General features: G+C 72.9%; 21 protein-coding genes. 6 read left to right on the top strand and 15 right to left on the bottom strand.

Annotated elements, in window-relative coordinates:
* Positions 1-3 precede the first annotated feature (3 nt).
* Both ACWD0J_RS09000 and ACWD0J_RS08995 read right to left on the bottom strand, forming a co-directional pair.
* Positions 4-504 (bottom strand): DUF402 domain-containing protein, encoded by a 501-nt coding sequence (locus tag ACWD0J_RS09000; RefSeq protein WP_451495092.1) that lies wholly within the window; start codon positions 502-504, stop codon positions 4-6.
* Positions 485-1414 carry a GNAT family N-acetyltransferase gene (locus ACWD0J_RS08995; protein WP_451495091.1) on the bottom strand — a complete coding sequence of 310 codons (930 nt, stop codon included), beginning with the start codon at positions 1412-1414 and terminating at the stop codon, positions 485-487. Before ACWD0J_RS08995 ends, ACWD0J_RS09000 begins: the two co-directional genes overlap by 20 nt.
* A gap of 73 nt (positions 1415-1487) precedes the next feature.
* Here ACWD0J_RS08995 and ACWD0J_RS08990 point away from each other — a divergent pair, with 73 nt between their 5' ends.
* Complete coding sequence (locus tag ACWD0J_RS08990; protein WP_451495090.1) at positions 1488-1859, top strand: GntR family transcriptional regulator; 372 nt, start codon at positions 1488-1490, stop codon at positions 1857-1859.
* 68 nt (positions 1860-1927) lie between these two features.
* Here the strand turns inward: ACWD0J_RS08990 and ACWD0J_RS08985 are convergent, their stop codons facing one another.
* Together ACWD0J_RS08985 and ACWD0J_RS08980 are read right to left on the bottom strand one after the other, a co-directional pair.
* On the bottom strand, positions 1928-2680 hold the full coding sequence (locus tag ACWD0J_RS08985) for a DUF72 domain-containing protein (RefSeq protein ID WP_451495089.1): 753 nt from the start codon (positions 2678-2680) through the stop codon (positions 1928-1930).
* Positions 2681-2695: 15 nt separating this feature from the next.
* Positions 2696-3790, bottom strand: coding sequence for a DUF5925 domain-containing protein (locus ACWD0J_RS08980; RefSeq protein WP_451495088.1), 1095 nt, complete (start codon positions 3788-3790; stop codon positions 2696-2698).
* 165 nt (positions 3791-3955) lie between these two features.
* Between ACWD0J_RS08980 and ACWD0J_RS08975 the strand changes: the two genes are divergently transcribed.
* Positions 3956-5386 (top strand): GH39 family glycosyl hydrolase, encoded by a 1431-nt coding sequence (locus ACWD0J_RS08975; protein ID WP_451495087.1) that lies wholly within the window; start codon positions 3956-3958, stop codon positions 5384-5386.
* Between the two features lie 102 nt (positions 5387-5488).
* On the opposite strand, the gene ACWD0J_RS08970 is transcribed toward ACWD0J_RS08975, so the two are convergent.
* The 7 genes from ACWD0J_RS08970 to ACWD0J_RS08940 form a co-directional block, all read right to left on the bottom strand.
* On the bottom strand, positions 5489-9286 hold the full coding sequence (locus tag ACWD0J_RS08970; RefSeq protein WP_451495086.1) for a lipopolysaccharide biosynthesis protein: 3798 nt from the start codon (positions 9284-9286) through the stop codon (positions 5489-5491).
* Positions 9279-10079, bottom strand: coding sequence for a polysaccharide deacetylase family protein (locus ACWD0J_RS08965; protein WP_451495147.1), 801 nt, complete (start codon positions 10077-10079; stop codon positions 9279-9281). The genes ACWD0J_RS08970 and ACWD0J_RS08965 overlap by 8 nt, the downstream gene beginning before the upstream one ends.
* Before the next feature lie 23 nt (positions 10080-10102).
* Positions 10103-11116 (bottom strand): glycosyltransferase family 2 protein, encoded by a 1014-nt coding sequence (locus ACWD0J_RS08960; protein ID WP_451495085.1) that lies wholly within the window; start codon positions 11114-11116, stop codon positions 10103-10105.
* Positions 11113-11934: a glycosyltransferase family 2 protein gene (locus ACWD0J_RS08955; RefSeq protein ID WP_451495084.1), complete on the bottom strand. Its 822-nt coding sequence runs from the start codon at positions 11932-11934 to the stop codon at positions 11113-11115. Before ACWD0J_RS08955 ends, ACWD0J_RS08960 begins: the two co-directional genes overlap by 4 nt.
* Positions 11935-12371: 437 nt before the next feature.
* On the bottom strand, positions 12372-13469 hold the full coding sequence (locus tag ACWD0J_RS08950; protein ID WP_451495083.1) for a GNAT family N-acetyltransferase: 1098 nt from the start codon (positions 13467-13469) through the stop codon (positions 12372-12374).
* A 1-nt stretch (position 13470) separates the two neighbouring features.
* The gene (locus tag ACWD0J_RS08945; protein WP_451495082.1) at positions 13471-13851 is read right to left on the bottom strand and encodes a hypothetical protein; all 381 of its coding nucleotides are present in this window, start codon (positions 13849-13851) and stop codon (positions 13471-13473) included.
* 187 nt (positions 13852-14038) lie between these two features.
* Positions 14039-15247 (bottom strand): S8 family peptidase, encoded by a 1209-nt coding sequence (locus tag ACWD0J_RS08940; protein ID WP_451495081.1) that lies wholly within the window; start codon positions 15245-15247, stop codon positions 14039-14041.
* A gap of 311 nt (positions 15248-15558) precedes the next feature.
* On the opposite strand from ACWD0J_RS08940, the gene ACWD0J_RS08935 reads away from it, so the two are divergent.
* A complete protein-coding gene (locus ACWD0J_RS08935) occupies positions 15559-16365 on the top strand; it encodes an SGNH/GDSL hydrolase family protein (protein WP_451495080.1) in 807 nt (268 codons plus the stop codon).
* A gap of 3 nt (positions 16366-16368) precedes the next feature.
* Here the strand turns inward: ACWD0J_RS08935 and ACWD0J_RS08930 are convergent, their stop codons facing one another.
* The 4 genes from ACWD0J_RS08930 to ACWD0J_RS08915 form a co-directional block, all read right to left on the bottom strand.
* Positions 16369-17979 carry a serine/threonine-protein kinase gene (locus ACWD0J_RS08930; protein ID WP_451495079.1) on the bottom strand — a complete coding sequence of 537 codons (1611 nt, stop codon included), beginning with the start codon at positions 17977-17979 and terminating at the stop codon, positions 16369-16371.
* Between the two features lie 96 nt (positions 17980-18075).
* On the bottom strand, positions 18076-19773 hold the full coding sequence (locus ACWD0J_RS08925; protein WP_451495078.1) for a nickel transporter: 1698 nt from the start codon (positions 19771-19773) through the stop codon (positions 18076-18078).
* On the bottom strand, positions 19770-21494 hold the full coding sequence (locus ACWD0J_RS08920; RefSeq protein ID WP_451495077.1) for a tetratricopeptide repeat protein: 1725 nt from the start codon (positions 21492-21494) through the stop codon (positions 19770-19772). The genes ACWD0J_RS08925 and ACWD0J_RS08920 overlap by 4 nt, the downstream gene beginning before the upstream one ends.
* 535 nt (positions 21495-22029) lie before the next feature.
* Positions 22030-23562: a DUF4331 domain-containing protein gene (locus tag ACWD0J_RS08915; protein ID WP_451495076.1), complete on the bottom strand. Its 1533-nt coding sequence runs from the start codon at positions 23560-23562 to the stop codon at positions 22030-22032.
* Positions 23563-23794: 232 nt separating this feature from the next.
* Here ACWD0J_RS08915 and ACWD0J_RS08910 point away from each other — a divergent pair, with 232 nt between their 5' ends.
* The 3 genes from ACWD0J_RS08910 (at position 23795) to ACWD0J_RS08900 (ending at position 25551) form a co-directional block, all read left to right on the top strand.
* Complete coding sequence (locus tag ACWD0J_RS08910; protein WP_451495075.1) at positions 23795-24337, top strand: sigma-70 family RNA polymerase sigma factor; 543 nt, start codon at positions 23795-23797, stop codon at positions 24335-24337.
* Positions 24334-25155, top strand: coding sequence for an anti-sigma factor (locus ACWD0J_RS08905; RefSeq protein ID WP_451495074.1), 822 nt, complete (start codon positions 24334-24336; stop codon positions 25153-25155). The genes ACWD0J_RS08910 and ACWD0J_RS08905 overlap by 4 nt, the downstream gene beginning before the upstream one ends.
* Positions 25156-25281: 126 nt before the next feature.
* A complete protein-coding gene (locus ACWD0J_RS08900; protein WP_451495073.1) occupies positions 25282-25551 on the top strand; it encodes a hypothetical protein in 270 nt (89 codons plus the stop codon).
* The last annotated feature ends 76 nt before the right edge of the window (positions 25552-25627 follow it).

Genomic DNA, 25627 nt, shown 5'->3' with positions numbered 1-25627 from the left:
CGGTCACGTGAGCAGCGTGGCGAGGCCGTCCCCGCGGGCCAGCGACTCCAGGGCGTCGAGGGCGGCCACGGCGGCGGACGCGGCTCGCGGGTCCCGGTCGGCCAGGCCGCTCTCGGCGAACTCGTCCTCGTCCAGCCGGCGGACGTCCGTGCCGTCGCCCGAGACCCACAGGTCCAGGTCGAGGTCCTCGACGACGAGCTCCGTACCCGAGACAGTCGCCGGGCGCGTGATGTCGCAGTACCAGCCCTTCACCGCGCCGGCCGCGTCGCGGACCTCCTTCACGGCGTACCAGCGGTCACGCCAGTAGTACTCGGTGAAGACGTCGCCCGGCTCGAAGCGGACGAAACCGAAGTCACGAACCCCGTCCCCGGCCCAGGGCGCGCGGACCGCGACACGCGTGCCGTCGTCCTGGAGGAGCACACTGGGGTAACGGATCTTCGTACGGCCCGCCTTGACGAGGACGATCTCCACCTCACGGGGCGGCTCAGCCGAGTTCGCGGACATACCGCACCTCCGTCGCGCAGATCTCGTAACCGAACCACTTGTTGATCGCGATCATCGGCTCGTTGCCGGCGTCGTTCCCGGTGAACGCCTCGACGAGTCCGGCGGCGCGGGCGCGGTGCAGGGAGTCGTTCTTCGCCAGCTTGGCCAGGCCACGGCCGCGGAAGGCGCGGGCGGTGCCGGTCATGACGGTGCCGTAGCGGGTGCCGCCGTCCGTGCGGGCCGCGCTGAAGGCGGCGGGACGCCCCTCGACCACGGCCACGGAGGTCAGCTCGGCACTGAAGAGCGGGTGCTGCCAGGTGCTCTCCAGCCAGGCCTCGTAGTCGGTGAACTCGTAGTCGATGTCGCTCGGCTCGTCCGACGTCGTCTCCGCGTCCAGCTCGAACAGCGGGCGCGGGTCGTCCGCGAAGTCGGCGCCCCTGCGCAGCTCCACCCCCGGCGGCAGGGGCTCGCGCGGCGGCAGGGCGCCGTTCGCCAGATCCAGGCGCAGGAAGTGGGCGGTGCGGCTGCCCCGGTAGCCGTGCCGTTCGGCGAAGGCGCGGTTGCCCGGCTCGTCCAGGACCCAGGCGAAGAGCCGGGTCGCCCCCCGAGCGGCCAAGTACTCCTCGGCGGCGCGCACCAGGCCCGAGCCGGCGCCGCGACCGGTGCGCTCGGGGTGCACGTACACGTTGACGTACCCCTGGCCGGGCTCCGCGCTGTCGTGAACGAGCCCCACCTGGGCCGTGCCGACCACCTCGCCGCCCTCCTCCGCGACCAGGGGCCGGTAGTGGGAGCCGGGGTGGGCGTGGGCGAGGTCGTGGGTGAGGGAGTCCGGGGTGACGAGGTAGAACGGGAGAGCGAGCCGGCGGACGCGGGCGAAGCCCTCGACGTCGGCCCGGACCTCGGGGCGCAGATCGCGCACAGTCATAGTCATATGGGCGGAGGCTATGCGGGAGCCGCGTCCCGGTGCCTCTCATTTTCCGCCCGGGTGCGGGACAATCGCCTGCGTGACCTTGAAGATCCACATCGACGAGAGTGCCCCGCCGTACGAGCAGGTGCGCGCGCAGATCTCCGAGCAGGCACGGTCGGGAGTCCTGCCGGTGGGCTACCGGCTGCCGACCGTGCGGGGGCTGGCCGAGTCGCTGGGCCTTGCCGCGAACACGGTCGCCAAGGCGTACCGGGCGCTGGAGGGGGACGGGGTGATCGAGACGCGGGGGCGCAACGGCACCTATGTGGCCGCCGCGGGCTCGGCGGCGGAACGGGAACTCGTGTCGGCCGCCCAGGCCTACGTGGAGCGGGCTCGACGGCTCGGGCTGGACGAGAGCGCGGCGCTCGTCGCGGTACGGGATGCCCTGCGGGCGGCTTACGGGGGGAGTTGAGCGGGGCCGCAGAAAAAACGGGCACGGCCGGTTCGGAGCCAGCCGCCGGCAGGGGGTGCGCCCACGACTCACGGAGTGCGGGTCGGTGTCAGCCCCGTCGCAGCCGCCGCCCGCGCGAACACCACCGCGTCCCTCACCGCCGCCGCGTTCGGGTCGTTGTTGAAGTAGGCGAAGACGTCCTCGCCGTGCGCCCAGGTGGCCGCGATCCGCTCGGCCCACGTCTTCAGGGACTGCCGGCCGTAGTGGGGCCAGGCGCGGGCCCGGCCGACGTGGAAGCGGACGTAGCCCCAGTCGGTGGTGCGCCACAGCGGGGTCGCCGGGCGGGAGCGGACGTCGGCCCAGCACAGGGCGGCCCCGCGCGTCTCCAGCACCGTGCGCACTCCGGGCGTCCACCAGGAGTCGTGCCGGGGTTCGACGGCGACCCTGGTGCCGGCCGGGAAACAGGCCAGGCAGACGTCCAGGAGACCGGGGTCGGCGCGCAGGGTCGGCGGCAGCTGGAGCAGCACCGGGCCGAGCCGGTCGCCCAGGCCCGCCGCGTGGCTCATCAGGCGGTGCACCGGCTCCTCGGGGTCCTTCAGCCGCTTGATGTGGGTCAGATAGCGGCTGGCCTTGACCGCGACGACGAAGTCCGGCGGGGTGCGCTCCCGCCAGGCCTCGAAGGTCTCTCGGGACGGCAGCCGGTAGAAGGCGTTGTTGATCTCGACCGTCGCGAAGCGCGTCGCGTACTCCTCCAGCCACAGCCGGACGGGAGACCCGGCCGGGTAGAGAGCGCCCCGCCAGTCCTTGTACTGCCACCCCGAGGTACCGACGAACAGGGTCATACCTTCATGAAAGCACTACAGATACAGCCCCGCGTCCGCCCTGCCGCGCGGCTCCGGCAGCGCCGTCGGTGACGTGCCCCGGCGCAGCGCGTACAGCTCCGCCAGCGTCGCGCCCTCGCGGTCGACGCCCTCCTCGGTGCCCAGCCAGGTCACCGCCTCCCGGCGGGTCAGCGGCCCCACCTCGATGCGGGCCAGGCAGCGGCCGGGGCGGACCACGGCCGGGTGGAGGCGCTCCAGGTCCTCGTTGGTCGTCACGCCGACCAGGACGTTGCGGCCCTGGCCCAGCAGGCCGTCGGTGAGGTTGAGCAGCCGGGACAGCGCCTGGCCGGCGGTGTGCTTGGCCTCCCCGCGGATCAGCTCGTCGCAGTCCTCCAGCAGCAGCAGCCGCCAGCGGCCCTTGCCCGCCCCGTCCTCCTCGCCGATCGCGATGTCCATCAGATAGCCGACGTCACTGAACAGCCGCTCCGGGTCCAGCACGCAGTCCACCTGGCACCAGTCCCGCCACGACCGCGCCAGCGTCCGCAGCGCCGACGTCTTGCCGGTGCCGGGCGGGCCGTGCAGGAGCAGCAGCCGGCCGGCGATGTCCTCGGGGGTCGTCTTCATCAGACGGTCCATCGCGTCCGCCACCGGCGCGGTGTAGTTGGCCCGCACCTCGTCCCACGTGCCCGCGGAGATCTGGCGGGTGGTGCGGTGCGGACCGCGCCTGGGGGACACGTACCAGAACCCCATCGTCACGTTCTCCGGCTGCGGTTCGGGCTCGTCCGCGGCGCCCTCGGTGGCCTGGTCGAGGACCTTCTCGGCCAGCTCGGCGCTGGTCGCCGTGACCGTGACGTCGGCGCCGCGGTTCCAGCGGGAGATCAGCAGCGTCCAGCCGTCGCCCTCGGCGAGCGTCGCGCTGCGGTCGTCGTCGCGGGCCACGCGCAGCACTCGGGCGCCCGGCGGCATCAGGGTCGCTCCGGACCGGACGCGGTCGATGTTGGCCGCGTGCGAGTACGGCTGCTCGCCCGTCGCGAACCGGCCGAGGAACAGCGCGTCGACGACATCGGACGGTGAGTCGCTGTCGTCGACGTTGAGCCGGATCGGCAGAGCGTCGTGTGGGTTCGCAGACATGCCGCCATGATCCGGCACGCACGCGCCTCGTGCACCCGCTTTCCGCAGTGCGCCGGAGGTGTCGCCGGTCGCGTGGGCCCGCGGGGTGCGCCCCGGGGCCCGTTTCCGAGCTGTACGGCTACGACCTCTGCCCAGCGGGCACCCCGCCGGTTACCGTTGTCCTCGATGGGACGTCATGGGTGGAATTCGGGGGCTAGGCGGTGGCGGCTCACCGCGCTGCTCGGTGTGGGCGCGGCCGCTCTGGCCCTGCTCGTGACCCTGTTCCACACGCTTCCCGGGAACGGCGCGAGCACCGCCGGCACCTCCCGCGACGGCGACAAGGTGCACGGCACCCCGACCGCTCCCGCCGGCACGCCGAAGCCCGAGGTCGGCTGGGGCTTCACCCACACCCAGTTCAGCGCCGACGAGGGCAGCGCCGCCGCCACCGGGCGCGTCGAGGGGCTGCTGTCCAGGGCCGGGGGCCTGCCGCAGAACCAGCACATCATGGGCTGGGGCGCCGACAACCCCGAGCCGGTGAAGGGCCGTTACTCCTTCGAGGCGATGGACCGCCGCGTCGACTTCATGCGCGCCTCCGGCGCCACCCCCGTCATCACGCTGTGCTGCTCCCCGGACTGGATGAAGGGCGGCCGGGCCGGCGTCGACCACACGGACTGGAGCCAGGCCGCCCTGGAGACCGCTCCGTCCCCGGAGCACTACCAGGACTTCGCCGACCTGGCCGCGACCGTCGCCAAGCGCTATCCGGACGTACGCCACTTCGTCGTCTGGAACGAGTTCAAGGGCTTCTGGAACGACGCGGAGGCCCGCTGGGACTACGAGGGCTACACCGAGCTCTACAACCTGGTCCACAAGGCCCTCAAGAGCGTCGACGAGGACATCATGGTCGGCGGTCCCTACCTGGTGATGGACAGCCTCGACCCGCGCTCCGAGGACGCCTCCACCACCTTCACGGGCCCCTGGGGCGCCATGGACCAGCGCGTCCTGGACGCCTTCGCCCACTGGAACGAGCACAAGGCCGGCGCCGACTTCGTGGTCGTCGACGGCTCCAGCTACACCAACGACGACGAACTGCTGCCGGACGAGTTCGCGGCCACCGGCAAGTTCACCGCGGTGGGGAAGTGGGTACGGGCCCGGACCGGCGGCCTGCCGCTGTGGTGGGCCGAGTACTACGTCGAGCCCGGCGACGGCGACGACGAACGCAAGGGCTGGTCCGAGACCCACCGCGTCGCCGTCCAGGCCACCGGGATGATCGCCATGGCCGAGGGCGGCGCAACCTCCGGCTTCTACTGGAACCCGCAGAAGGAGAAGGGCGGCGACTGCGCGGGCTGCCTGTGGACACCGACCGACAGGGCAGGCGGCGGCGCGAAGCTGCCCATGTACGACCTCGTCTCCCGCTTCGGCGCGGAGTTCGGGCCGGGCACCGCCTACCGGACGGTGTCCGTCGCCGGCGACGACGCGCCCGGCATCCGGGTCCTGGCGACCGACGAGGCGGTCCTGGTCGTCAACACCCTCGACCGGCGGATCAGCGCGACGGTCGACGGCAGGCGGTTCACGATGCAGGCGTACGAGGTCAAGTGGCTGGACAGGCAAGCCGGCTGAACCACCTGCTCCGGCCGAACCACCTGCTCCGGCTGACGCGCCCGCTCCGGCCGAACCCCCTGATCCCGCCGCATCCCTTGCCGCGGTTCGGCCACCCGGCCGTCACTTCATCGTCAGGAACCGCTGGATCAGCGAGGCGGACAGCACCGCCAGCAGCGGCAGCGAGAACCAGAAGCTGCTCTGCAGCCACCGCAGCTGCCGCACACCGGGCCGCACCGCGACCCGGACGACCTCCCGTGCCGTCAGCAGCACGATCAGCGCGAGCGCCGCAAGGGCGCCGACCACCGACCAGGGCGTCCACGTCACCAGCGGCCCGACCGGACCGGGGTCCGCGGCCGGCACCTTGCCCTCGGGCTGCTTGCGCAGCGCGTACATCGTCACGTCGTCGTCGGCGAGGACCTTCCGCAGCTCCGGCCGGTCGTCCAGGTTCCGGACCAGCCGCGACTCCCACGTGCTCGGGTAGCCCACGTCCAGCTCCAGATAGACGACCTGACTCCGGTTGACCATCAGATACGAGTTCGGGCCGGCGTTCTTCAATGCCTTGACCAGGCCCGACACCAGCACCGGGTCGGCGGGCGCGAGCGTCGGCAGGTACTCGACCTTCTCCATGTCCCGGGCGCCCCACGGCATCGCGGGCGTCACGTTGGTCACCGTGTCGTTGCTCAGCCACAGCAGCCGGGCCGTCGGCTCGTCGTGGGCGTACAGGTAGTCCATGGCCGCGACCTCGCCGGGCCGGATCCGCTCGAACGGCTCGTTGCCCCAACGGGCCACCAGGAAACCGCCCATGAGGACCAGCCCCGCCATCAGCGCGGCCAGCGGGGCGAGGCTCACCCGGTCCTTGTCGCGTTCCTCGACGGTGACGCCGGTGCGCGGGAACAGGGCGAGAGCGGCGAGCAGGGCGGCGCCCGGCAGGGCGAACATGAAGACCCGCAGCGCCATCTCGCCGCCGTACGACTGCATGCCGAAGCCCAGGAACGGCACGAAGGCGAGGACCAGCAGCGACCGCTCGCGGTAGCCGTGCCAGCGCCTGCGCCACCAGCCCCAGCAGGCGAACGCCATCACCCCGCCGGCCAGCAGCACCCGCACGTACAGCACCAGCTTGTGCGTCGAACTGCCGCCCTCGATCCGCCCGGACACCGACGACGTGACGTTGCCGCTGACCCCGCCGACCCCGCCGAACATCTCGCCGAAGTGCCCGGACCAGTACGGCTCCGCCATGAAGCCCACCCAGGCCGTCACCATGACGCCGAACAGCAGGGGCAGGCCCCGCAGTTCACTGCGGCCGGCCAGGACGAGCACCGCGAGCACGCCCACCATCACGAAGGGGGTGAGCTGATGGGCCGGGACGCTCGCCGCGAACAGGCCGATCACGACCATCAGCAGCACGGCCCGCTGCCGCCGGTCCGTCGGCTCGACCTCGATCTCGCCGGGGCGCCGCCGGGCCCAGATCACGCCCGGTGCCCGGAACCAGACGAGCAGGATCGCCACGAACACCAGGTAGAGGAGGTAGGTGAAGCCCTGCGGGGAGAAGTAGTCCTGGCCGACCCAGCCGCTGAGCACGAAGATCCAGATGCCGGTCCACTTGGCCCGCCAGCTCGCCCGCATCGAGCGCACCAGCAGGAACATCGGCGCCAGGTAGAGGAGTTGGACGGCCGTCGGCCACCAGCGGATCACCTCGGTGAGGTCGCTGACTCCGCACGCCTCGGCGACGAACGCGGCCGCCGCGAAGAAGCCCGGCCAGCTCCAGCGCGCGTCCAGGTCGGGTACGGCCGATCCGGTCCGGTCGATGTAGTCGATGAATCCGAGGTGCTGCCAGGCCGTCGCGAAGCGCGGTTCCGTCTCGATCACCGCGGGCAGCGCGTGCAGCGAGACGACCGTCGCCAGCAGCGTCACCAGCAGCAGCGTCCGGTGCTCCCGGCCGAGCCACAGCAGCGAGGCGAACACCACGACCAGCAGCCCGGCACCGACCAGCGTGGGCGTCGGCAGCACGGAGACCAGCCCGAGCCCGCCCATCGCGTCCAGGTCGGCCTCGCCGAGCCGCAGCGCGGGCACCCAGTAGAGCAGCAGCGCGGCGGCCAGCAGACCGCCCAGGACGATCCCGACCCGGGTGGGCAGCGCCCCCGCGGGCTCCGGCACCTCGTCGGGCTCGGGCGCCCCGGCGCGTGCTGCGGCCTCCTCCCGTACGACGGACTCCTCCGGCGTCTCGAACGGGGCGTCCACCTCGGCCGGGCCCAGGGACGCCTCGGCACCCGGTTCCCGCTCCTCGGCCGGCAGGCCCACCTCGGGTCTCGCCGCCCAGGCCGGCCGGCGGTCCTCGGGAGCCCGGAACGCCACGGGCGTCCCGACGGGCGGGGTGCCGGGCGGGGTGCCGGGGCCCGGACGGACGTCGGGCCGGCGTTCCAGGTGGTCGAAGTCGACGCGGACGCCGAGGCCGAGCGTGTCCTGGTCGAGCCCCCAGGCGGGCCCGCGCCGGTGCGGTCCGGCCGGGACGGACACCTCGCGCGCCCCCAGGTCGGCGAGGTCCCCGTCGGGTGCCGCGCCCTCGGGCAGGTCGCCCGACGCGCCCCGGACGATCCTGTACAGCCTGGGCGCGGCGATCGTGACGATCACCGCCAGCGCGCAGATCTCCGCCACGCCCGCGCCGGCCAGGCCCATCCGGGGCAGCAGCAGCAGCGTCAGGCTGAGCACCAGCACGCACAACAGGCCCTGGAGCCAGGCCAGTCCGGCGGTCCGGCTCTGGGCGCGCAGCACCGCGAAGTACGTCTCCATGACGACCCGCAGCACCGCGCCGACCGCGAACCAGCGCAGCAGTGGTGTGGCCGCGTCCGCGTAGCCCGCGCCGAACACGCCGAGGATCCACGGCGCCCCGAAGAACAGGACGGCGGCCACCGGCAGCATGATCCGGGCCATCCGCCTGAGCGCGGCCCGGGTGTTGGCGGCCAGCCGGCGCGGGTCGTGCGAGCCCTCGACGGTCAGGGACGCGCCCATGTTGATGGCGAGCAGGTTGACGGTGCCGCCGATCGTGGCGGTGATGTAGAAGTACGCGTTGTCCTCGGCGCTGACCTGCGAGGCGATGATCACGGGGACCAGGTAGACGACGGCCAGCGAGAACAGCGAGCCCGTGTAGTCGCCGGCCAGGAACCGCCCGACCTCTTTCAGCGTCGGCGGCCGCGCGCGCTCGTCGGTCGCCTTCTCGTGCCGGGGCACCAGGCGCCGGAACACCAGCCAGCCGAGCGGCAGCACGGAGAACGCGATGGCCGCGACCCACGACACGAACACGCCGGTCGTCGGGATCGCCACGGCGAACGCGGCCAGCAGCCCCAGTTTCACCGCGGAGAACACCGTGTTGCCGACCGGCACCCACAGCGCGCTGCGCAGCCCGGTCAGCACCCCGTCCTGGAGCGTCAGCAGGGACCAGGCGACGACGGCCACCACGAAGCCGAGCCCGTACAGCGGCCCGTGCAGGAAGCGGTACGACGGCCCCCACAGGTCCAGGGTGAGCAGGAAGACGAGGGCGGCCAGCGCCACGATCACCGAACTGCCCGCGTACGTACGCAGGATCAGCCGGCCGGTGGCCCGGCCCGCGACCGGGATGAACCGGGCCAGCGCGCCGGTCAGGGTCACCGCGGTCAGCCCCGCGAGGAGCTTCATCGCGGCGATCGCGGCGGAGCCCTGGCCGACGGCCGACTCGGAGTAGTAGCGGGCGGCGGCCAGCCAGTAGCCGAGGCCGAGCACCGCGGAGATGCCGGTGTTCAGCATCAGGGCGTAGGCGTTGCGGAACAGCTGGCTGCCGCCGCTGGACCGGCCCAGGCCGGGCAGGCGCAGCCGGCGCCCCGACCGCTCGGGCGCCTCGGACGCGGGCGAGGGTGAGGTGGGCTCGGTCATGGTCGTGTCAGACACGGGAACGGATGGCCTTCCGGCGGACCTGGCGTGCTCTGCGGACCAGGGCGTACCCCTTGGTGAGGGCACGGTCCCCGGCGAAGTTCCGGGCGATCGCCCGGCCCTCGACGAGCCGCTCGAACTCCTCGGCGCCCGTGCCGCGGCGCACGGTGACCCGTCGCAGGGCGTACGGCCCCTGCCGGCGCCGGGCGAGGCCGTTGCCGACGGCGAGCGCCTGGCCGTACCCGGTCTCCCGCACCGCCTGCCGCACCCGGCGGCTGGAGTAGCCGTACGGATAGGCGAACGAGGCCGGGACCGTGCCGAGCACGTCGCTGACGATCTCCTTGCAGTGGATCAGCTCGTGCCGCAGCGCGGCGTCGTCGAGCTGGTCCAGCTGCGGGTGGGTGTGGCTGTGCCCGCCGATCTCCACGCCCGCGGCGGCCAGTTCGCGGACCTGGTCCCAGTCCAGCATGGTGTCCGGGCCGCCCCCGGTGTCGTACGCGCCCCGTATCCAGCCGGTGGAGACGAACAGGCTGGCCGGGAAGCCGTGCCGCGTGAGCACGGGCAGGGCGTGCCGGTGCACGCCCTCGTAGCCGTCGTCGAAGGTGATCAGGACGGGCCGCTCCGGCAGCGGGCGCCCGGAGCGCCAACGGGCGGCGAGATCGGCGGTGGTGACGGGCGTGCGGCGCAGGCCGTCGACCACGGCCATCTGCGCGGCGAACGCCTCCGGGGTCACCGACAGCGCGCGCGTGGCCTCGTCCGGGTCGGTCGCGACCGCGTGGTACATCAGTATCGGCACGGGCCGGTCGGTCATGTGCCCCATGTGCCCCATGTGCCTCATGTGCTTCCCCTCTCGATGCCGGGCACCGAGAAGGTGGTTGCGCCGCGGCGCGAGCGGACCGTGCCCACCACGTAGCCGCCCGCCGCCGTCAGCACCCCCGCGACGATCGCGCCCGCGCGGCCCGCGCCGCCCGGACGGGCCAGCAGCGCGTCCCGCAGGCCGCGCGCCACCCCGGCGGGCAGCACCCGGGTCGTGTACCGGCGCTCGGTCTCCAGCCCTTTGTCCGTGCCGACACTGCGGGCCACCAGCGCCTTCGACAGACCCTCGGCGTACGCGCGGGCGCGGAAGTACCCGAACTGCTCGCGCGCCCGCGGTACCCGGTGGTGGATCACCGCCCGGTCGTCGATCAGCAGGACCGCCTCCGGCCTGGCCCGGGTGAGCCGGATGCACAGCTCCGTCTCCTCGCAGCCCAGCGGCCGCTTGTCGCCGTCGCGCCCGATGCCGGTGGCGAAACCGCCCGCCGCCTCGAAGGCGCTGCGGCGGAAGGAGGCGTTGCCGCCCAGCACGTTGCGCACCTTCACCCGGCCGGGCGGCAGGCCCCTGTACGTGCAGCCGACCACCCAGTCGAACTCCTCCGGGAACCAGGCCGGCCGGCGGCCCGACGCCCAGATGGGCACGGTACGGCCACCGACGGCCATCACCCGCGGATCGGCGTACCCGTCGGCGAAGTGCCGCAGCCAGTCCCGCTCGGCGACGGCGTCGTCGTCCAGGAAGGCCACGACGTCACCGCGCGCCGCGGCGATCCCGGTGTTGCGGCCGGCGGACAGGCCGCGCGGGCCCGCGTTGGCGAGCACCCGCACCCGGCCGGACTCGCCCGGCTCCCCGGACTGCCCGGACTCCTCGTACTCCTCGGCCAGCCGGTCCAGGAGCGCCTCGTTGTGGTCGACGACCAGCAGGGTCTCCAGGGCCGGCCGGGACTGCGCCCGTACCGAGGAGACCGCCGCGAGGATGTCCTCCCAGCGGTCCTCGGTGTAGACGCAGATCACGACGGAGATGTCGGGACCGCTCAAGACACCTCTCCCCGGACCGAGTCGAGCATCGGGGAGGGGTGCCTGCGGCTGCGCAGGGCCCGCCGGTTGGAACGCTCGCTCAGGATCACCTTGAGCACCCTGATCCCGTCCCGCACGGCCCGCAGGTTGCTGGTGCCGTGGATGCGGAGGTACTCGTGGCTCGGTATCTCCTGCACCTTGAGCCCCGCCTTGACGACCCGGATGTTCATCAGGGTCTCGACCTCGAAGCCGGTGCAGTCCAGCTCGATCTTGTCGAGGCAGTGCCGCCAGAACGCGTTGTAGCCGTAGCACAGGTCCGTGTAGCGGGCGCCGAACTTGCGGTTGACGGCCGTGCACAGCGCCCAGTTGCCGAGCTTGCGGATGAAGGTCATGTCGTCGGTGCCGCCGCCGTTGGCGAAACGGGACCCCTTGGCGAAGTCCGCGCCCGAGACGAGGGCGGAGACATAGCTGACGATCTCGTTGCCGTCGGCCGAGCCGTCCGCGTCGACCATCACGATGATGTCGCCGCTGGCCGCCTGGAACCCGGTGATCAGCGCGTCGCCCTTGCCCTTGCCGCGCTGCTCGACGACCTTGACGTCCGGCCACAGCGAACGGGCCACTTCGACGGTGTCGTCGGTGGAGTTGCCGTCCACCAGCACCACTTCGTGGATCCAGTCCGGGAGCGTCTTGAAGACGTACGGGAGATTCTCCGCCTCGTTCATGGCGGGGATCACCACACTCACCGGCGGTGTGATCGCCAGGTGAGAGGAGATAGGACGGTACGCGCCGGCCGTCGACGGATTCTTGCCCGTACTGGCCGGGCGCAGAACTGAGCTCATGAGTCTGGTCCCTCTCGTCCGGTGGACCGCCCGCCCCTGGGCGGCCCGGCTTCGTGTCCGGTTCGAAAGGGGGGTTCTCACCCGGGGCATGCCGGAAGGATCTCCGTGCGTGCCGGGTGAGCTGGCAAAGCTGGCCGGCCCCGGGAACGGGCAGCCGGTCGCGCGGCACGACTCGGTCATCAGCCTGATCACCGAGCACGGCACCCCCCTACCGCGCCCCGCGCCGGGATCATCGCGGTCCTGAGCCCTCCCCTGGAGCCGCTTGATGACGAACCGGTGCGGGTGAGATGTACGACGGTATTGACGATTGAGCCTGTATGGCAAGACCTGGAACGAGGCCTCACGTTTTTGATGGTTTGACCGTTACCGATCGACATGCCGGTCGGCATACCGGTCGACATGCCGGTCGGCATTCCGGCTGACATGCCGGTCGGCCGTCACCGGCGGCCCGAACGGAACTTCCCCGCCTGTTTGAGGAGTCTGTCGGCCGGCTCGAACCATTCCGGCCGGGACACCACGGCGTTGCGCAGGGCCCGTACCGGAGCGCGGCGGACGCGATGCCCGGCCGCCACCGGGTGACGTCGTGTCACCCACCCCTCTGACACCTGGAGTTCGCGTGTCTTCAGGGAGTCCTTGTAGTCCTTCTGGCCCCGGCCCAGATCCAGGTACGCGATGCCGTCGGCGGCGGACGCCTCGGCCATCCGCAGATGCAGGACCAGTCCGGGGGAGTACTTCGCGCAGTCCGGGTCGTACGCCGGGAACCAGCAGGCGAGCACCCGTTCGGTGCGCAGCCCGAAGTGCGCGGCGACCGGCCTGCCGTCCGCGTACAGCACGGACAGGATCCCCGCGAACGGCTCGGAGCGGGTGTGGAACAGCTGGTGCACGAGCCGGGTGATCCAGTCGTGCGCGAAGCGGTCGCTGCGCCCGGTCCTGCGGTACTGCGCGGACTTCCAGTCCATGAGGGCGCGCAGGGCGGCCGGGTCGCGCTCGTCGTGGACGTACGTCACCCCGCCCGCGTCCCGGCCGAGCCGGCGCTCCTTGGCGAGGGTGGTCCGGGTGAACTTGGGGGACCGCTCCCGCAGGTGCGCCAGGTAGGCGTCGTAGCCGCGGTCGACGTCCATGACCGGTGAGGCGAAGGTGGCGCAGGCCCGCGCCCCGAAGGGTTCTTGGCCTTCCACCAGGTGATCGAACTCCCAGACGGCGAGCCCGCAGGCCCGCAGCAGCTCTCGGGCGTCGAAGGCGAACCCGGGCCGGTGCACCAGGCCCTGGGCGTCCGAGACGCCGAGCCCGACGGCCCGGCCGACGCCCGCGGCCGTTCTCTGGTACGGGAAGAACGCGGCGGGCTCGCCGTCCTCCCGGACCACCGCGATGCGGACGCCCCGTCTGCAGCGGCCCACCGCGAGCGCGAACTCGGGCGACAGGAACGGGTTCGCCAGTCCGGGCGCACCGTGCAGATGGGCCTTGGACTGCATCGCCGTCCAGGCCGCCCGGTCGGCCGCGCTCAGCTCGCCGGGCCGGTACACGTCGATCTCCACGTCAGACGCCCTGTCGTCGCGCCGTACGGCCGCGTGGCCGCCGGCTCAGCACCAGCAGGAGACCGAGGGCGCTGATCGCGGTCACCACCACGATCCCGCCGCGCACCGACCAGTGGTGTGCGGCCAGCATGCCCTGGGCCACCAGCATGTTCAGGACGACCGAGCCGGCGACCGCGGCGAGCAGCCGGCCGAACGTCTCCAGTCCGCGCAGCGCGGCGGCGATGGCGGTCGCGGGCGCGGCGAGCAGGAAGAACAGGGTGAACGGGCCGCGCAGCGGTGAGTCGGAGCCGGCGAGCGCGAGCAGCGCGCCGCACCCCGCGACGGCTGTCGCGGCGCCCGCGAGCAGCGGTGAGACATCTCGTGGAGACGTTTTGACATGCATGGTCCGCATAGGCGACTTTGCCCCCCGAAGCGCCGGATGCCGGGCTTCAGAGTCGCGCAGTCGCGTGCGGGCCGTCAAGATGCGAGCGTTCCCCGGAGGCGGGTGAGGCCCCCGGGGAACGGTGTGCCGGTTCAGGCGAGTTGCTGCCCCGATGCCGGCGGCACTACGGCACTACGGCACTACGGCACTACGGCACGAGCTTCAGCAGGCGGTTCGGGGAACCGGTGCCCGGGCTGGTGACCTTGCCGGTCGTCGAGCCGTTGACGAGGGCCGTGGCGACCTGCGCCGGCGTGGACGAGGTGTGGCCCGCCAGGTAGACCGCCGCCGCGCCCGCGACGTGCGGGGTCGCCATCGACGTGCCCGAGATGGTGTTCGTCGCGGTGTCGCTGGTGTACCAGCCGGCCGTGATCGAGGAACCGGGGGCGAAGATGTCCAGGACCGAGCCGTAGTTGGAGTAGCTGGCCCTGGCGTCGGTGCTGGTGGTGGCGCCGACGGTGATCGCCGAGGCGACGCGGGCCGGGGAGTACGAGGAGGCGTTGGCGCTGCTGTTGCCGGCCGCGACCGCGTAGGTCACGCCGCTCGCGATGGAGTTGGCGACCGCCGTGTCCAGGGTGGTGGAGGCGCCGCCGCCGAGCGACATGTTGGCGACCGAGGGACCGGAGTGGTTGTTGGTCACCCAGTTGATGCCCGCGATCACACCGGCGGTGGTGCCGGAGCCGGCGTTGTCGAGCACGCGGACCGCCACGATCTTCGCCTTCTTGGCGACGCCGTAGGTCGAGCCCGCGATCGTGGTGGCCACATGGGTGCCGTGGCCGTTGCCGTCGGAGGCGACGGTGTCGCCGTCGATGGCGTCGTAGCCGTACGAGGCGCGGCCGCTGATCTGGGAGTGGGTGATCCGCACACCGGTGTCGATGACGTACGCCGTCACCCCGCTGCCGCCGGTGTCCGGGTAGGTGTACGTGCCGGAGAGCGGGAGCGAGGTCTGGTCGATGCGGTCCAGGCCCCAGGGCGCGCTGGACTGGGTCGTGTCGGTGAGCTGGACGCGCTGGTTCTGCTCGACGACGGCCACCGACGGGTCGGCGGCGAGTCTCTTCGCCTCGGTGGCGGAGAGGGTGGCGGTGTAGCCGTTCAGCGCCGCGCCGAACGTCTTCCTCACCGTGCCGCCGTACTCCCTGATGAGGCTCTTGCCTTCGCTGGAGGAGGCCTTGAAGCCGGCGTCCTTCTTCAGTGTGACGATGTAGCTGTCCTTGACCGCCGTGGGGGAGCCGGCGGCCAGGACCTTGCCCTCGGCCGGGGCGGCGTGGGCGGGGAGGGTGGTGAGTCCGCCCACGAGGGCGGCGGTCGCCAGGCTGGTTATCGCGGCGAGCCGGAGCTTGGTGCTACGCAGGTGTGCCATTACGAGGGAGTCCTCCTCCAGGCGGCGCGCGTCTGGGTGGGCCGCGCGTCTGTGGGGGGTGCGCGCGTCGTCGCGCACACGGCCGTGGAGTGCGTTCCTCTCCGCGGCTGAGTAAAGAATCAGCGGTCTACGGGGGTAGAACAAGAGAGTTGAGCGCTCGTCACATATTTGTCATGAACGCGTAATCAAAAACGTCGTGAACGCGCCGGGCCGCTCCGGTGAAAGGCTGAAAAGTCTTGGCATGAACACTTCCCGTCAACACGCGTAGTTGCTACGACGGTTGTGGCAGAGATCCTGCTAAGGGAGGTTCCATGAGACGTTCCCGATTTGCCGCTTACGTCGGCTCGCTCCTCCTCGCCGTCGGCGCCGCCCTCACCGGGGCCGCGACCGCGCAGGCGGACCAACTCGCCGCCCCTGGCGGCTATGTGGCCCTCGGCGACTCCTACTCCTCAGGGGTCGGCGCGGGCAGCTACACCGCCGAGAGCGGCGACTGCAAGCGCAGCACGAAGGCGTACCCGCACCTCTGGGCCGCCGCGCATTCACCCTCGTCCTTCGATTTCACCGCCTGCTCGGGCGCCCGAACGGGTGATGTTCTCGCGAGTCAACTGACCCCGCTCAGCTCCGCCACCGCCCTGGTCTCGATCAGCGTCGGCGGCAACGACGCGGGCTTCGCCGACGTCATGACGACCTGTGTGCTCCAGTCCGACAGCGCCTGCCTGTCCCGGATCAACACCGCGAAGGCGTACGTCGACTCGACGCTGCCCGGCAAGCTCGACGGCGTCTACTCGGCGATCCGCTCCAAGGCGCCCAACGCCCGCGTGGTCGTGCTGGGTTACCCCCAGTTCTACAAGCTCGGCACCGCGTGCGTCGGGCTCTCCGAGACCAAGCGGAAGGCCATCAACGCCGCGGCCGACCACCTCGACACCGCCATCGCCAAGCGGGCCGCGGGCTTCGGCTTCGTCTTCGGCGACGTCCGCACCACCTTCACCGGCCACGAGATCTGCTCCGGCAGCTCCTGGCTGCACAGCCTCAGCCTGCTCAACGTGGGCGAGTCGTACCACCCGACGGCGGCCGGCCAGTCCGGCGGCTACCTGCCGGTGCTCAACGGCCTCGCCTGACGGTCACGGGGTCGCGGAAGTGGAGGGGGAGGCCTCGTCCGACGGGGCCTCCGACTCACAGCTCACCGAGAACGAGACGGCGTCGGACGTCGTGTGCACGGGCTCGCGGACCTCGACGCTGATCTCGTTCTCGAAGCTGCCGCTGTCGTCGGTGGTCGTCACGAACGCCGTGTCCTGCTTGGTCCGGCCGTCGCCCTCCGCGAACGAGAGGGTCTTCCATCCCGCGTCCATGACCTCGCCGTCCCGCGACACCCAGCGGTAGCTCACCTCGGCCGGCAGCCTGCCCACCGTGAACGTCGCCGTGAAGGACGGCGCCTCGCCCTCGGCCGGCGGACAGGTGCCCGAGTAGTCCGTGCGCGCCCCCGCGAGCGAGACCTCCACCGACTGCTGCGGAGCGGCGGAGGTGGTCTCCTCGCTCGGGCTGGGCGTCGGCTCCGGCCCGCCGGTGTCCTGCGGCGCGGTGTCGCTCACCGACGGCGAACTCACCCCGGCCGTCTCGGTCGCGGTCGTGGCGGTGCCGCCGGCCCGCCCGCCGTCGTCACCGTTGAGCAGCGCGTACGTCAGCCCCCCGACCGCCAGCGCCAGCACGGCGAGGCCCGCGATCAGCACGACGGCGGCGCGGCGGTCGCGGCGCGGCCGTGCGGGCGCGGCCGTGGTGCTCGTCCGCCCCGCCGCCGGCGCGGACCCCGTCCACGGCGGCGGAACGGGCCCGGTGGACGGCGGCTGCCGATGCGTCACGGCCGTCGGCGGATACGGGGACGCCTGGACCGCGTCCGCACGAGGCGTGCCGCCCGCGCCGATGATCCGCAGGTCCTCCTCGGCCCGCTCGGCCGGCAGCCGCTCGGCCGGGTCCTTGCGCAGCAGCCCCTCGATCACCGGGGCGAGCGGACCGGCCCGGTACGGCGGCGGCAGCTCCTCGTCGACGATCGCGCGCAGGGTGCTGAGCGGGGTGTTCTGCCGGAACGGGGAGTGGCCCTCGACCGCCGCGTACAGCAGTACGCCCAGGGACCACAGGTCCGACTCGGGTCCGGGCGTGCGGCCCAGCGCCCGCTCCGGGGCCAGGAACTCCGGCGAGCCGATGACCTCGCCGGTCATGGTCAGCGCGGAGCTGCCCTCGACCATGGCGATGCCGAAGTCGGTGAGCACGACCCGCCCGTCGTTGGACATGAGCACGTTGGCCGGTTTCACGTCCCGGTGCAGCACCCCGGCCTCGTGCGCCGCCCGCAGCGCGGACAGCACCTCCGCGCCGATGTGCGCGGCCCGCTGCGGGGAGAGCGGGCCCTCGGCGTCCAGCAGTTCGGCGAGCGAGATGCCGCGGACGATCTCCATGACGATCCAGGGCCGGCCGTCCTGGGTGGCCACGTCGTACACCGTCACCACGTTGCGGTTGGCGACCCGGGCCGCCGCCCACGCCTCGCGCTCCAGCCGGGCGTACATCCGCTCGACCTCCGCCCCCTGGAGCCCGGCGGGCGCGCGCACCTCCTTGACGGCGACCTCGCGGTGCAGCACCTCGTCGCGGGCCCGCCACACGGTCCCCATGCCGCCCTCGCCGAGCGGGGACAGAAGGCGGTAGCGGCCCGCGATCAGCCGTTCACTGCCCGGTTCTTCGGACACGGGCGTCCCCCATTCGCATCCGCGTGCACAGTCCACGCCACGTGTTGATCCGCTTGATCCGCTTGAGGATCCGCGCGAATTCTCCCCAAAAGTAGCTCAGCCGAGTGCGGATGCCGCCCCCTTGAGCAGCAATCCGACCCCGAGGGCCACGACGACCAACGCGGACCCCAGGGGGGCGGTCCCCCGAACCAGGGCGGTCAGCGGACCGGCCGTCCAGCGCGGGCGCTTGTCGAGCATCCGGGTGACACCGGTACCCAGCTTGACGACCGCGAAGCCGGCCGCGGTGAGCGTGAGGGCCAGCCCGACGCCGTACGCGACGACGAGCAGCAGCCCGAACCAGGCCTGCCCGAGGGCGGCGGCGCCGACCAGCACCACGACCGCGGAGGGACTGGGCACGAGTCCCCCGGCGAATCCCAGGAGGATCGTGCCGCGGAGCGTGGGGGCGGTGGCGTGGGTGTGGGTGAAACCACCGTGGGAGTGCGTGAGGGCGTGGCTGTGGGTGCCGCCGTCGTGGGGATGGGGATGCGCGGGCGCGGGCCGGTGCGGGGGCTGGACGGCGGGGGTGGCGTGGCTGTGCGCGGCAGCCAGGACGAGCGGGCGCTCGTGGACCTCCGCGGTCTCGTGCGGGTGTTCGTGCCCAGGCTCGGGGTCGTGCCCGTGCCCATGGTCGGGTACGTGGTCGTGGTCGTGGTCGTCCCCGTCATGTCCCTGCCCGTGGTCGTGTGGGTGCCCGCGCGCGTGGGTCCGGTTGTGCCAGGCCCGTCGTACGAGGGTCAGCCCGGCCGCCGTCACCAGGGCGCCGCTCGCGACGCCCAGCCAGGCGATCACCGAGGGCGCCGCCGCCGAACCGGCCGTCACCAGCAGGCCGAGGGCGACCACGCCCAGGGTGTGGGTGACGGTCACCGAGGCGGCCAGCGGCAGCACGTCCTTCATGCGGGCCCGGCCGCCCCGGGCGGCCGCCACCGCCGCCATCAGGGTCTTGCCGTGGCCCGGTGCGAGCGCGTGCATCGCGCCCAGGGCGACGGCGATGAGGATCGCCAGCGCGGCGAAGCCGACGGTGAGGTCGTGACGGGCGACCAGGGAGTCCAGGGCCCGCGTCCAGCGGTCGGCGCCGCGCGGGAGGACGGAGGCGGCGGGAGCGTCCTGGTCCGCCGTGGCGGCCAGGGCGGGGCCGCCCGGCCGCACCCGGAGCGAGGCGGACGTGGTGTCGGCGGGGGAGGAGAGCAACTCCTCGGGATACGTGGTCAGTTCGCGTGACAGTGACGTCCTCGGTACGTTCGACGTGGTGAGCGTCATCCGGTCGCCGCGCGCGGTGATCTCCCGCCAGCCGGGGCCGGAGGAGGCGCCCGCGCTGCGGAAACCGAGGGCGACGGTGTCGTTCTCGGGGAGCGGCGCGGCCAGCCGGCACTCCACGCGGAGGGTGTCGAGCCCGGCCTGGCCCGGAGTCACGCGCGCCCGGCTGCCTTCCACGGCGAGGGCGGCCGTACGGCCGTCGACGGTGACCGCGGTGTCCCGGGCGGCCGTGGCACAGCGCTGCCGGGCCCACTCGGCCGTGCCCAGGCGCTTCAGCTCCGGCGCGGCCTGGGTCGCCGGGATCTCCGCGAGGTCCTCGACGTGCTGGACGCGCAGTTCCCCGGGGGCGGCGACGAGGCTGTCGTAGTGGTTGACGGTGAAGTTGCCGAGCGGGTGGGCGCTCGCGGCCCCCGAGGGGACCAGGACGAGCGCGCAGGCCGCCGTGAGGACGGCGGCGCCGGAGGCGAGCAGACGGCGGCGGGGCGGGGGTGGGGGCGTCACCGGGCCGCCTCCAGCGCCGTACGGGCCTCCTGGGCGCCCAGGGGCGAGAAGCCGGGGTTCAGCTTCAGCGCCGCCGTCAGATGAGTGCGGGCCGCCTCTTCCTGGCCGAGGGCCCGCTCGATCATGCCCCGGTGGTAGAGGAACGCGGCGTCGCGGTAGCCGGTGGCCGTGGCCCGGCGGGCGTAGGGCAGAGCCTCCTCGTCGCGGCCGTTGACGTGCAGGGCCCAGGCGAGCGCGTCGGCGGTGTGCACGGTGCGGCGGCGGTCCCACTCGGCGCGGGCGGCGCGCAGCGCCTCGGCCCTGTCGCCGTGGTCGGCGGCGGCGAGCGCGGTGTCGAGGTCGGCGTTGACCTTGTTGGTGCGGGCGAGCGCCGTCCAGGCGTCGACGAGGGCGTACTGGTCGTGGGCCTTCGCCGCGTCCCCCTCGGCGCCCCGCACCTCGTACAGCTCGCCGAGCACGACGAGCGGGCCGGGCAGCGGGTGGCGGGCGACCACGGCCTCCATGCCGGTGATCGCGGCGGCGCGGTCACCGCTCGCGGCCTGGGCGCGGGCGCGGCCCTCCAGCGCCGGAAGGCAGTCCTCGTCGGCGGCGAGGGCACGGGCGTAGTGGTGCAGGGCCGCCTCGTGGTCGCCCTGGTTCCAGGCGAGCCGGCCGAGCGCGGTCGAGACGTACGCCACGTCTCCCGGCGCGGTGGCGGTGGCGAGCGCCTGCTCCAGCACCCGCCGCGCGGCCGGCACGTCACCGCGCAGCTCGCGCACGTACGCGTAGCGCGTGAAGACGGGCACGCCCGGCCGCCGGGCGTCCGCGGTGCCGGCCGCCTCGGCCGCCTCGTCGTAACGGCCGAGTTCGACGAGGGCGTCGATACGGGAGGACAGCGCGCGCTCGCTGTACGGGTTCTGCTCCAGGGCCCGGTCGGCGTACGCGAGGGCGTCCTCGAAGTCGTGCCGGGCGGCGGCGAGGGCCGCTCGGCCGGACAGGGCCTGGTCGTTGTCCGGCTCCAGCTCCAGGGAGCGCTTCAGCGCGCGGTCGGCCTGCGGGTAGCGCGAGGGGTCGCCGGTGGTCCGGGCCTGCTCGACGTAGGCGAGACCGAGGGTGGCCCACCCGCCGAAGTCCCGTGGCTGTACGCGGAGATGGGCTTGAAGGGCGGTGATGCCCGTGTCGAGGTCCCCGCTGCCGAGCAACCCCGGCGCCAGGCCGCCGGACGCGGACGCCACCGCCGTGCCCCCACCGTCGCGCGCCGCCCCGACCGCGACGGCCCCGGCGGTGAGCGCCACGGCCAGCAGGGCGGCACACCCCGCGAGCTGTACCCCCCGCCACCGCCGCCCGGCAGCCGACAGCCGCCGGACGGCCACGACGCGCGGATCCACGGGGACCGCCTCACGGGAACGGGAACGGGAGCCGGAGCCGGAGCCGGAGCGGGAGTGGCCCGACGCCCCCGTTTCACTTCCGGCGCGGATGCCGTCCGACGCTTCCTCGCCGCCCGGTGCCTCCTCCCCCGGGGAGCGGGTGTCGTCCGGGAGCGGATCGATCGACGCGACGGCGGACGTCCCGGCGGCCTCGGCCGCCTGGCCGGAGCCGTCGGCCCCGGCAACGGAGCCGTCTCCGGAGCCGACGACCGCGTCCGCCGTGTCCGCCGTGTCTGCCGTGTCCGCCGCGTCCGGCCTGCCGGCTTGCGGCGCATCCGCCGAGCCCGCGCCGACCGTCCTCGGCCCGGCTGCCACCTCAGCCCGGGTGACTTCCCGCGCGGGCCTCGTGCCGCCCCCGGCAGCTGCCCCCGTGCCGCAGGCGTCCTCCGCTGGTGCGGTCGGCCGGCCTGTCGTGCCGGTCTCGGTGGGTGTTCCCGTGCTGTGGTTGCTGTGGTCGGGCTCCGTGGTCGCCGGTGTCGCAGCTCTCGTGCCGTCCCCGGCGGCTGCCCCCGTGCTGCGGGCGGGCTGCGGAGGCGCCGGTGCCGCAGGCTTCGCCCCGTCCCCGGCGGGTGCCCCCGTGGTGCCGTCGTCGCTGTGGGCGCGCTCCGGGGGCGCGGCCGGCGGTGTCGCGTGGCCGCTGGCCGGTGTGCTGTCTTTCGTACGCCGGGGCATGCCCTCTCCTTGGTCGACGGACTGCTCAACCTGGTTGCTGCGCAGGGAAGTCGTCGTGCTGCGGCGCGGCCCGCGCCGTGGGGGGATGGAACGCGGGCCGCGCCAGTCGGTGGAACGGGATTCCGGACCGCCCGGCCTCGCCGCGTCCTAGGAGGCCCGTCCGGCCGGAAGCCGCGTCCTAGTAGGCGCGCTCGCGCATCCGGCGCCACCACATCAGGCCCCCGCCGATCAGCAGGATGCCGAGCGCGCCCGCGCCCGCCGAGCCGGCGATCAGGGTCATGTCGTCGGTGCCGCCCGCGCCGGCCGGCTGGAGCGCGTCGCCGAGCTGGTTGCGGACGTCGTTCCCGTCGGTCGTGCCCTTGGCGAGCGGGCCCCGTGATCCCTCCGTCGGCAGCGCGACGTACGGGAAGGCCTGCTCGAACTCCTTGTCGTTCGTGTCGACCGCGTCGCCCAGGTCGTTCTTCGCGCCGAGGAGTTCGCCCTCGACGACCTGGAGCGAGGCGTCGATCACGTCGTCGGTCAGCCGGCGCCCGTTCGGGAAGCCCGCGTTGTCGCCGTCGAGCACGCCCAGCCGCTTGGGGCTGGCGGCCGGCTTGATCGAGGTGTTCAGCCGCAACTGCTCCGACGGCGTCACGTGCGGCGGCTGGTTGAGGCCCTCGACGCCCTTGAGGAACACGTCGACGAGGTCGTTGCGCGGCTCGGCGGGCGCCTCGATCTTGTAGATCGCCTCGATGAGCTTCGGCAGCTCGGGGTTGGTGACGTTCTTCAGGAACTGAGCGTCGTCCCCCGGCGCGGACGCGTTGAACGTGTCCTTGTCCTTCAGCGGGTTGACCACCTCGTTGACCAGCGGGTTGCCGAGACGGGAGACCTGCGCGTAGTGGCCCTGCGCGTTCTTGCGCTGCGTGGTCGACCAGATGCCGACGATCGGCTGCTCGTGCGACTCGGTGATCATGTCGGTCGGCACCTGGAGGGCGATCGAGTTGACGTTGTAGCCCTTGAGGGTGTCGTTGCCGACCTCGGTGAGGTTCCCGCCGTACAGCAGGTCGAAGACCCGCAGGTCCAGGAAGAAGGGGTCGTCGGCCTGCCCGGCGAAGGTCTGCGCGCCGTTGGTGAGCTTGTGCACCGCCTGCTCGCGCAGCGTCTTGTAGTCCGGCATCGACGCCTTGCCGACGTTCGACGGCGCCACCGGCACGTCGTCGGCGACCTTGGTCTTCGAGACGACCTTCTGCTCGTGCAGCTTGAACAGCTCGATGTCGTACGTCTGGGTGACGTTGAGGTCCGGGTCGTCCAGGCTGGTGACCGGGCCCGTGTTGTAGAGGAAGGTCTGTTCGTTCTTCGTGTGCGTCTTGAACGTGTAGCGGAACAGCAGCTCGCCCTGCGCGTCGCCGTTGTTGTCGATGTGCAGGTCGTACTGGGCGTCCTCGGCGAACGGGAAGAAGTTCGGTCCGCCGGCGGGCTCCTCGAACGGTGTCCAGTTGGCGACGATCGTCGTCGAGTCGGGGTGGTCCGGGCTGACGAACGCGTACACGTCCGTGTTGTCGTACTGCGGGGTCCCCGAGATCAGCGGGGCCTCCCGGTGGCTGGAGGCGGCGGCCGCCCCCGGTTCCAGCGTGGCCATGCCGGCGGCTGCGAGCCCGCCGGCGGCCAGCGCCCCACAGACGAGGGTCGCGAGGCCGCGGTGTCCCGCGCCGCTCCTGGAGTTAGGTGTCATGCCGTCCGTCCTCAGTGCCAACTTGCCTGACGAACGCCATTCGGAGCGGCCGGCAGAGCGGATTGGTCGAATCCCAAACGTTCTTACGGCGCGTCCGGAGACTTGTTTCATCTCAGGCGACCCGCGTTTTGCCCGCTCCGATCCGTAACACCGTCCGGAGGTGGCTTCGTTGCGAATGCCTCGCGGGACGGGACGGCGGCCCAGATGCGGTCTGGCTGGAGGGGGAGACGAGTTGGAGGCGGACGAGCTACTGGTGCTGGTGGCCCGCGGCGACCAGCGGGCCTTCGAGGAGCTGTACGGGTTGGTGTCCGGACCGGTGTTCGGACTCGTCAGGCGGGTCGTACGGGACCCGGCACAGTCGGAGGAGGTGGCGCAGGAGGTGCTGCTCGAACTCTGGCGGTCCGCGGGCCGGTTCGACCCGGGCCGCGGCAGCGCCCTGTCGTGGATCCTCACCCTCGCCCACCGCCGGGCCGTCGACCGGGTGCGCAGCGCCCGCGCGGCCGGTGAACGCGAACAGCGCGAGGCACGCCGCTCCCACCACCCCGCCTTCGACCAGGTCACCGAGGAGGTCGAGGCCGGCCTGGAGCGCGAGTGGGTGCGCCGCTGCCTCGACCGCCTCACCGCACTGCAACGCCAGTCGGTCACGCTCGCCTACTACGACGGCTACACCTACCGTGAGGTGGCCGAACGGCTCTCCGTGCCGCTGGGCACGGTCAAGACCCGGATGCGTGACGGGCTCACCCGGCTGCGCGAGTGTCTGGGAGGTGCCGCATGAGCCTGCGCGACCGCCTGTTCCGCCGCGGGGACCTTCATTCCCTCGCCGCCCCCTACGCCCTCGACGCCCTGGAACCCGCCGAACGGATCCGCTTCGAGAAGCACCTGAGGACCTGCGCCGCCTGCGCCGCCGAGGTGCGGACCCTCGCCGAGGACGCCGTACGGCTCGCCTGGTCGACGGCCGCCCCGCCACCGGCCGCGCTGCGCGAGCGGGTGCTGGCCGCCGTACGCACGACGCCGCAGGAATCCGCCCCCCGGGAGGCGCCACGCGCCCGTGCGGCGCAGTTGCCGCCGCATGTCTGGGGAACGCAGCCGCCGCCGTCACGCTCCCGTGCGCCCCGGTCGCGCCCCCTGTTCGTGCCGTTCGCCACGGCGACCGCCGCCGCGGCCCTCGTGGTGGCGTCCCTGTTCGCCGTCCAGGCCGAGCAGACGCGGGACCGGCTGAACGCCGAACGGGCCCAGGCGCGTGAGATCGCCCACGTTCTCGCGGCTCCCGACGCACGCGCGACGACCGGGCAGGACGCCCAGGGCCGCAGGATCGGAGTGATCGCTTCCGCCTCGGCGGGGAGCGCGGTGATCACCCTGAGCGGATACGACGACCTGCCGGGCGACCGCGTGCGTCAACTGTGGCTCATGCGCCCGGGGGCGCAACCGCGCTCCCTGGGGCTCTTCGACGACGACACGCCCTTGGTCACGTCCGGCCTGGACAAGTCGGCGACGTCACTCGCTGTGACCGTGGAGCCAGGTGGGGGCTCACCGCAGCCCACCACCCAGCCGGTTGTCCAACTCGCCCTGAAATCGGTTGGATTCGGAGAGTGACTGGGGAGGGGTCGTCAACCTCCTTACGGGGAAGGTGAATCCTGTGACCGCGATACACGAGTGCCCCGAGGGAGCGATAGGGTTACTCTGCCCGGGCCGGGTGGACTCGTACGGGTGGGGAGTGACATGGAGCAGATAACAGTGGGCGGCAGGGCGAGGGTCCCTGCGATCACGTGCGGGAGCAGCGCGACCAGTTCGCGTCTTGACCGCCATCTTTCGGTGCTGGCCGGCCCTGCCGTCCCGCAGCGGGAGACGGCCGAGGCGACGTCACTGATGCGTGAGCTGACCGCACGTGAGCCTGCGCGCGGCCGTAGCGACAGGGGCGCGCGAGTGAGGCGGGTCTCGCTGTTCGCCCCCCTGCGTCGGCTGCGCCGTTCGCTGTTCGGCGGACGCTGAGCGCCGCGCCGCCGGCGTTCCGCGGACCGTTTTGGGGAGCCCTCGCCCGGTCGCCACGCCGTCCCGGCGCGGCGCT

The organism is Streptomyces sp. NPDC003011, assembly GCF_053591515.1.
This window is presented reverse-complemented; position numbering and strand designations above follow the sequence as displayed.

Bases quoted from the DNA above. Each gene is read 5' to 3' on its own strand.
- ACWD0J_RS08940 (WP_451495081.1), bottom strand. From the start codon at position 15,247: ATGGCACACCTGCGTAGCACCAAGCTCCGGCTCGCCGCGATAACCAGC.
- ACWD0J_RS08995 (WP_451495091.1), bottom strand. From the start codon at position 1,414: ATGACTATGACTGTGCGCGATCTGCGCCCCGAGGTCCGGGCCGACGTC.
- ACWD0J_RS08900 (WP_451495073.1), top strand. From the start codon at position 25,282: ATGGAGCAGATAACAGTGGGCGGCAGGGCGAGGGTCCCTGCGATCACG.
- ACWD0J_RS08905 (WP_451495074.1), top strand. From the start codon at position 24,334: ATGAGCCTGCGCGACCGCCTGTTCCGCCGCGGGGACCTTCATTCCCTC.
- ACWD0J_RS08915 (WP_451495076.1), bottom strand. From the start codon at position 23,562: ATGACACCTAACTCCAGGAGCGGCGCGGGACACCGCGGCCTCGCGACC.
- ACWD0J_RS08985 (WP_451495089.1), bottom strand. From the start codon at position 2,680: ATGACCCTGTTCGTCGGTACCTCGGGGTGGCAGTACAAGGACTGGCGG.
- ACWD0J_RS09000 (WP_451495092.1), bottom strand. From the start codon at position 504: ATGTCCGCGAACTCGGCTGAGCCGCCCCGTGAGGTGGAGATCGTCCTC.
- ACWD0J_RS08945 (WP_451495082.1), bottom strand. From the start codon at position 13,851: ATGCATGTCAAAACGTCTCCACGAGATGTCTCACCGCTGCTCGCGGGC.
- ACWD0J_RS08975 (WP_451495087.1), top strand. From the start codon at position 3,956: ATGGGACGTCATGGGTGGAATTCGGGGGCTAGGCGGTGGCGGCTCACC.
- ACWD0J_RS08980 (WP_451495088.1), bottom strand. From the start codon at position 3,790: ATGTCTGCGAACCCACACGACGCTCTGCCGATCCGGCTCAACGTCGAC.
- ACWD0J_RS08935 (WP_451495080.1), top strand. From the start codon at position 15,559: ATGAGACGTTCCCGATTTGCCGCTTACGTCGGCTCGCTCCTCCTCGCC.
- ACWD0J_RS08965 (WP_451495147.1), bottom strand. From the start codon at position 10,079: ATGACCGACCGGCCCGTGCCGATACTGATGTACCACGCGGTCGCGACC.
- ACWD0J_RS08955 (WP_451495084.1), bottom strand. From the start codon at position 11,934: ATGAGCTCAGTTCTGCGCCCGGCCAGTACGGGCAAGAATCCGTCGACG.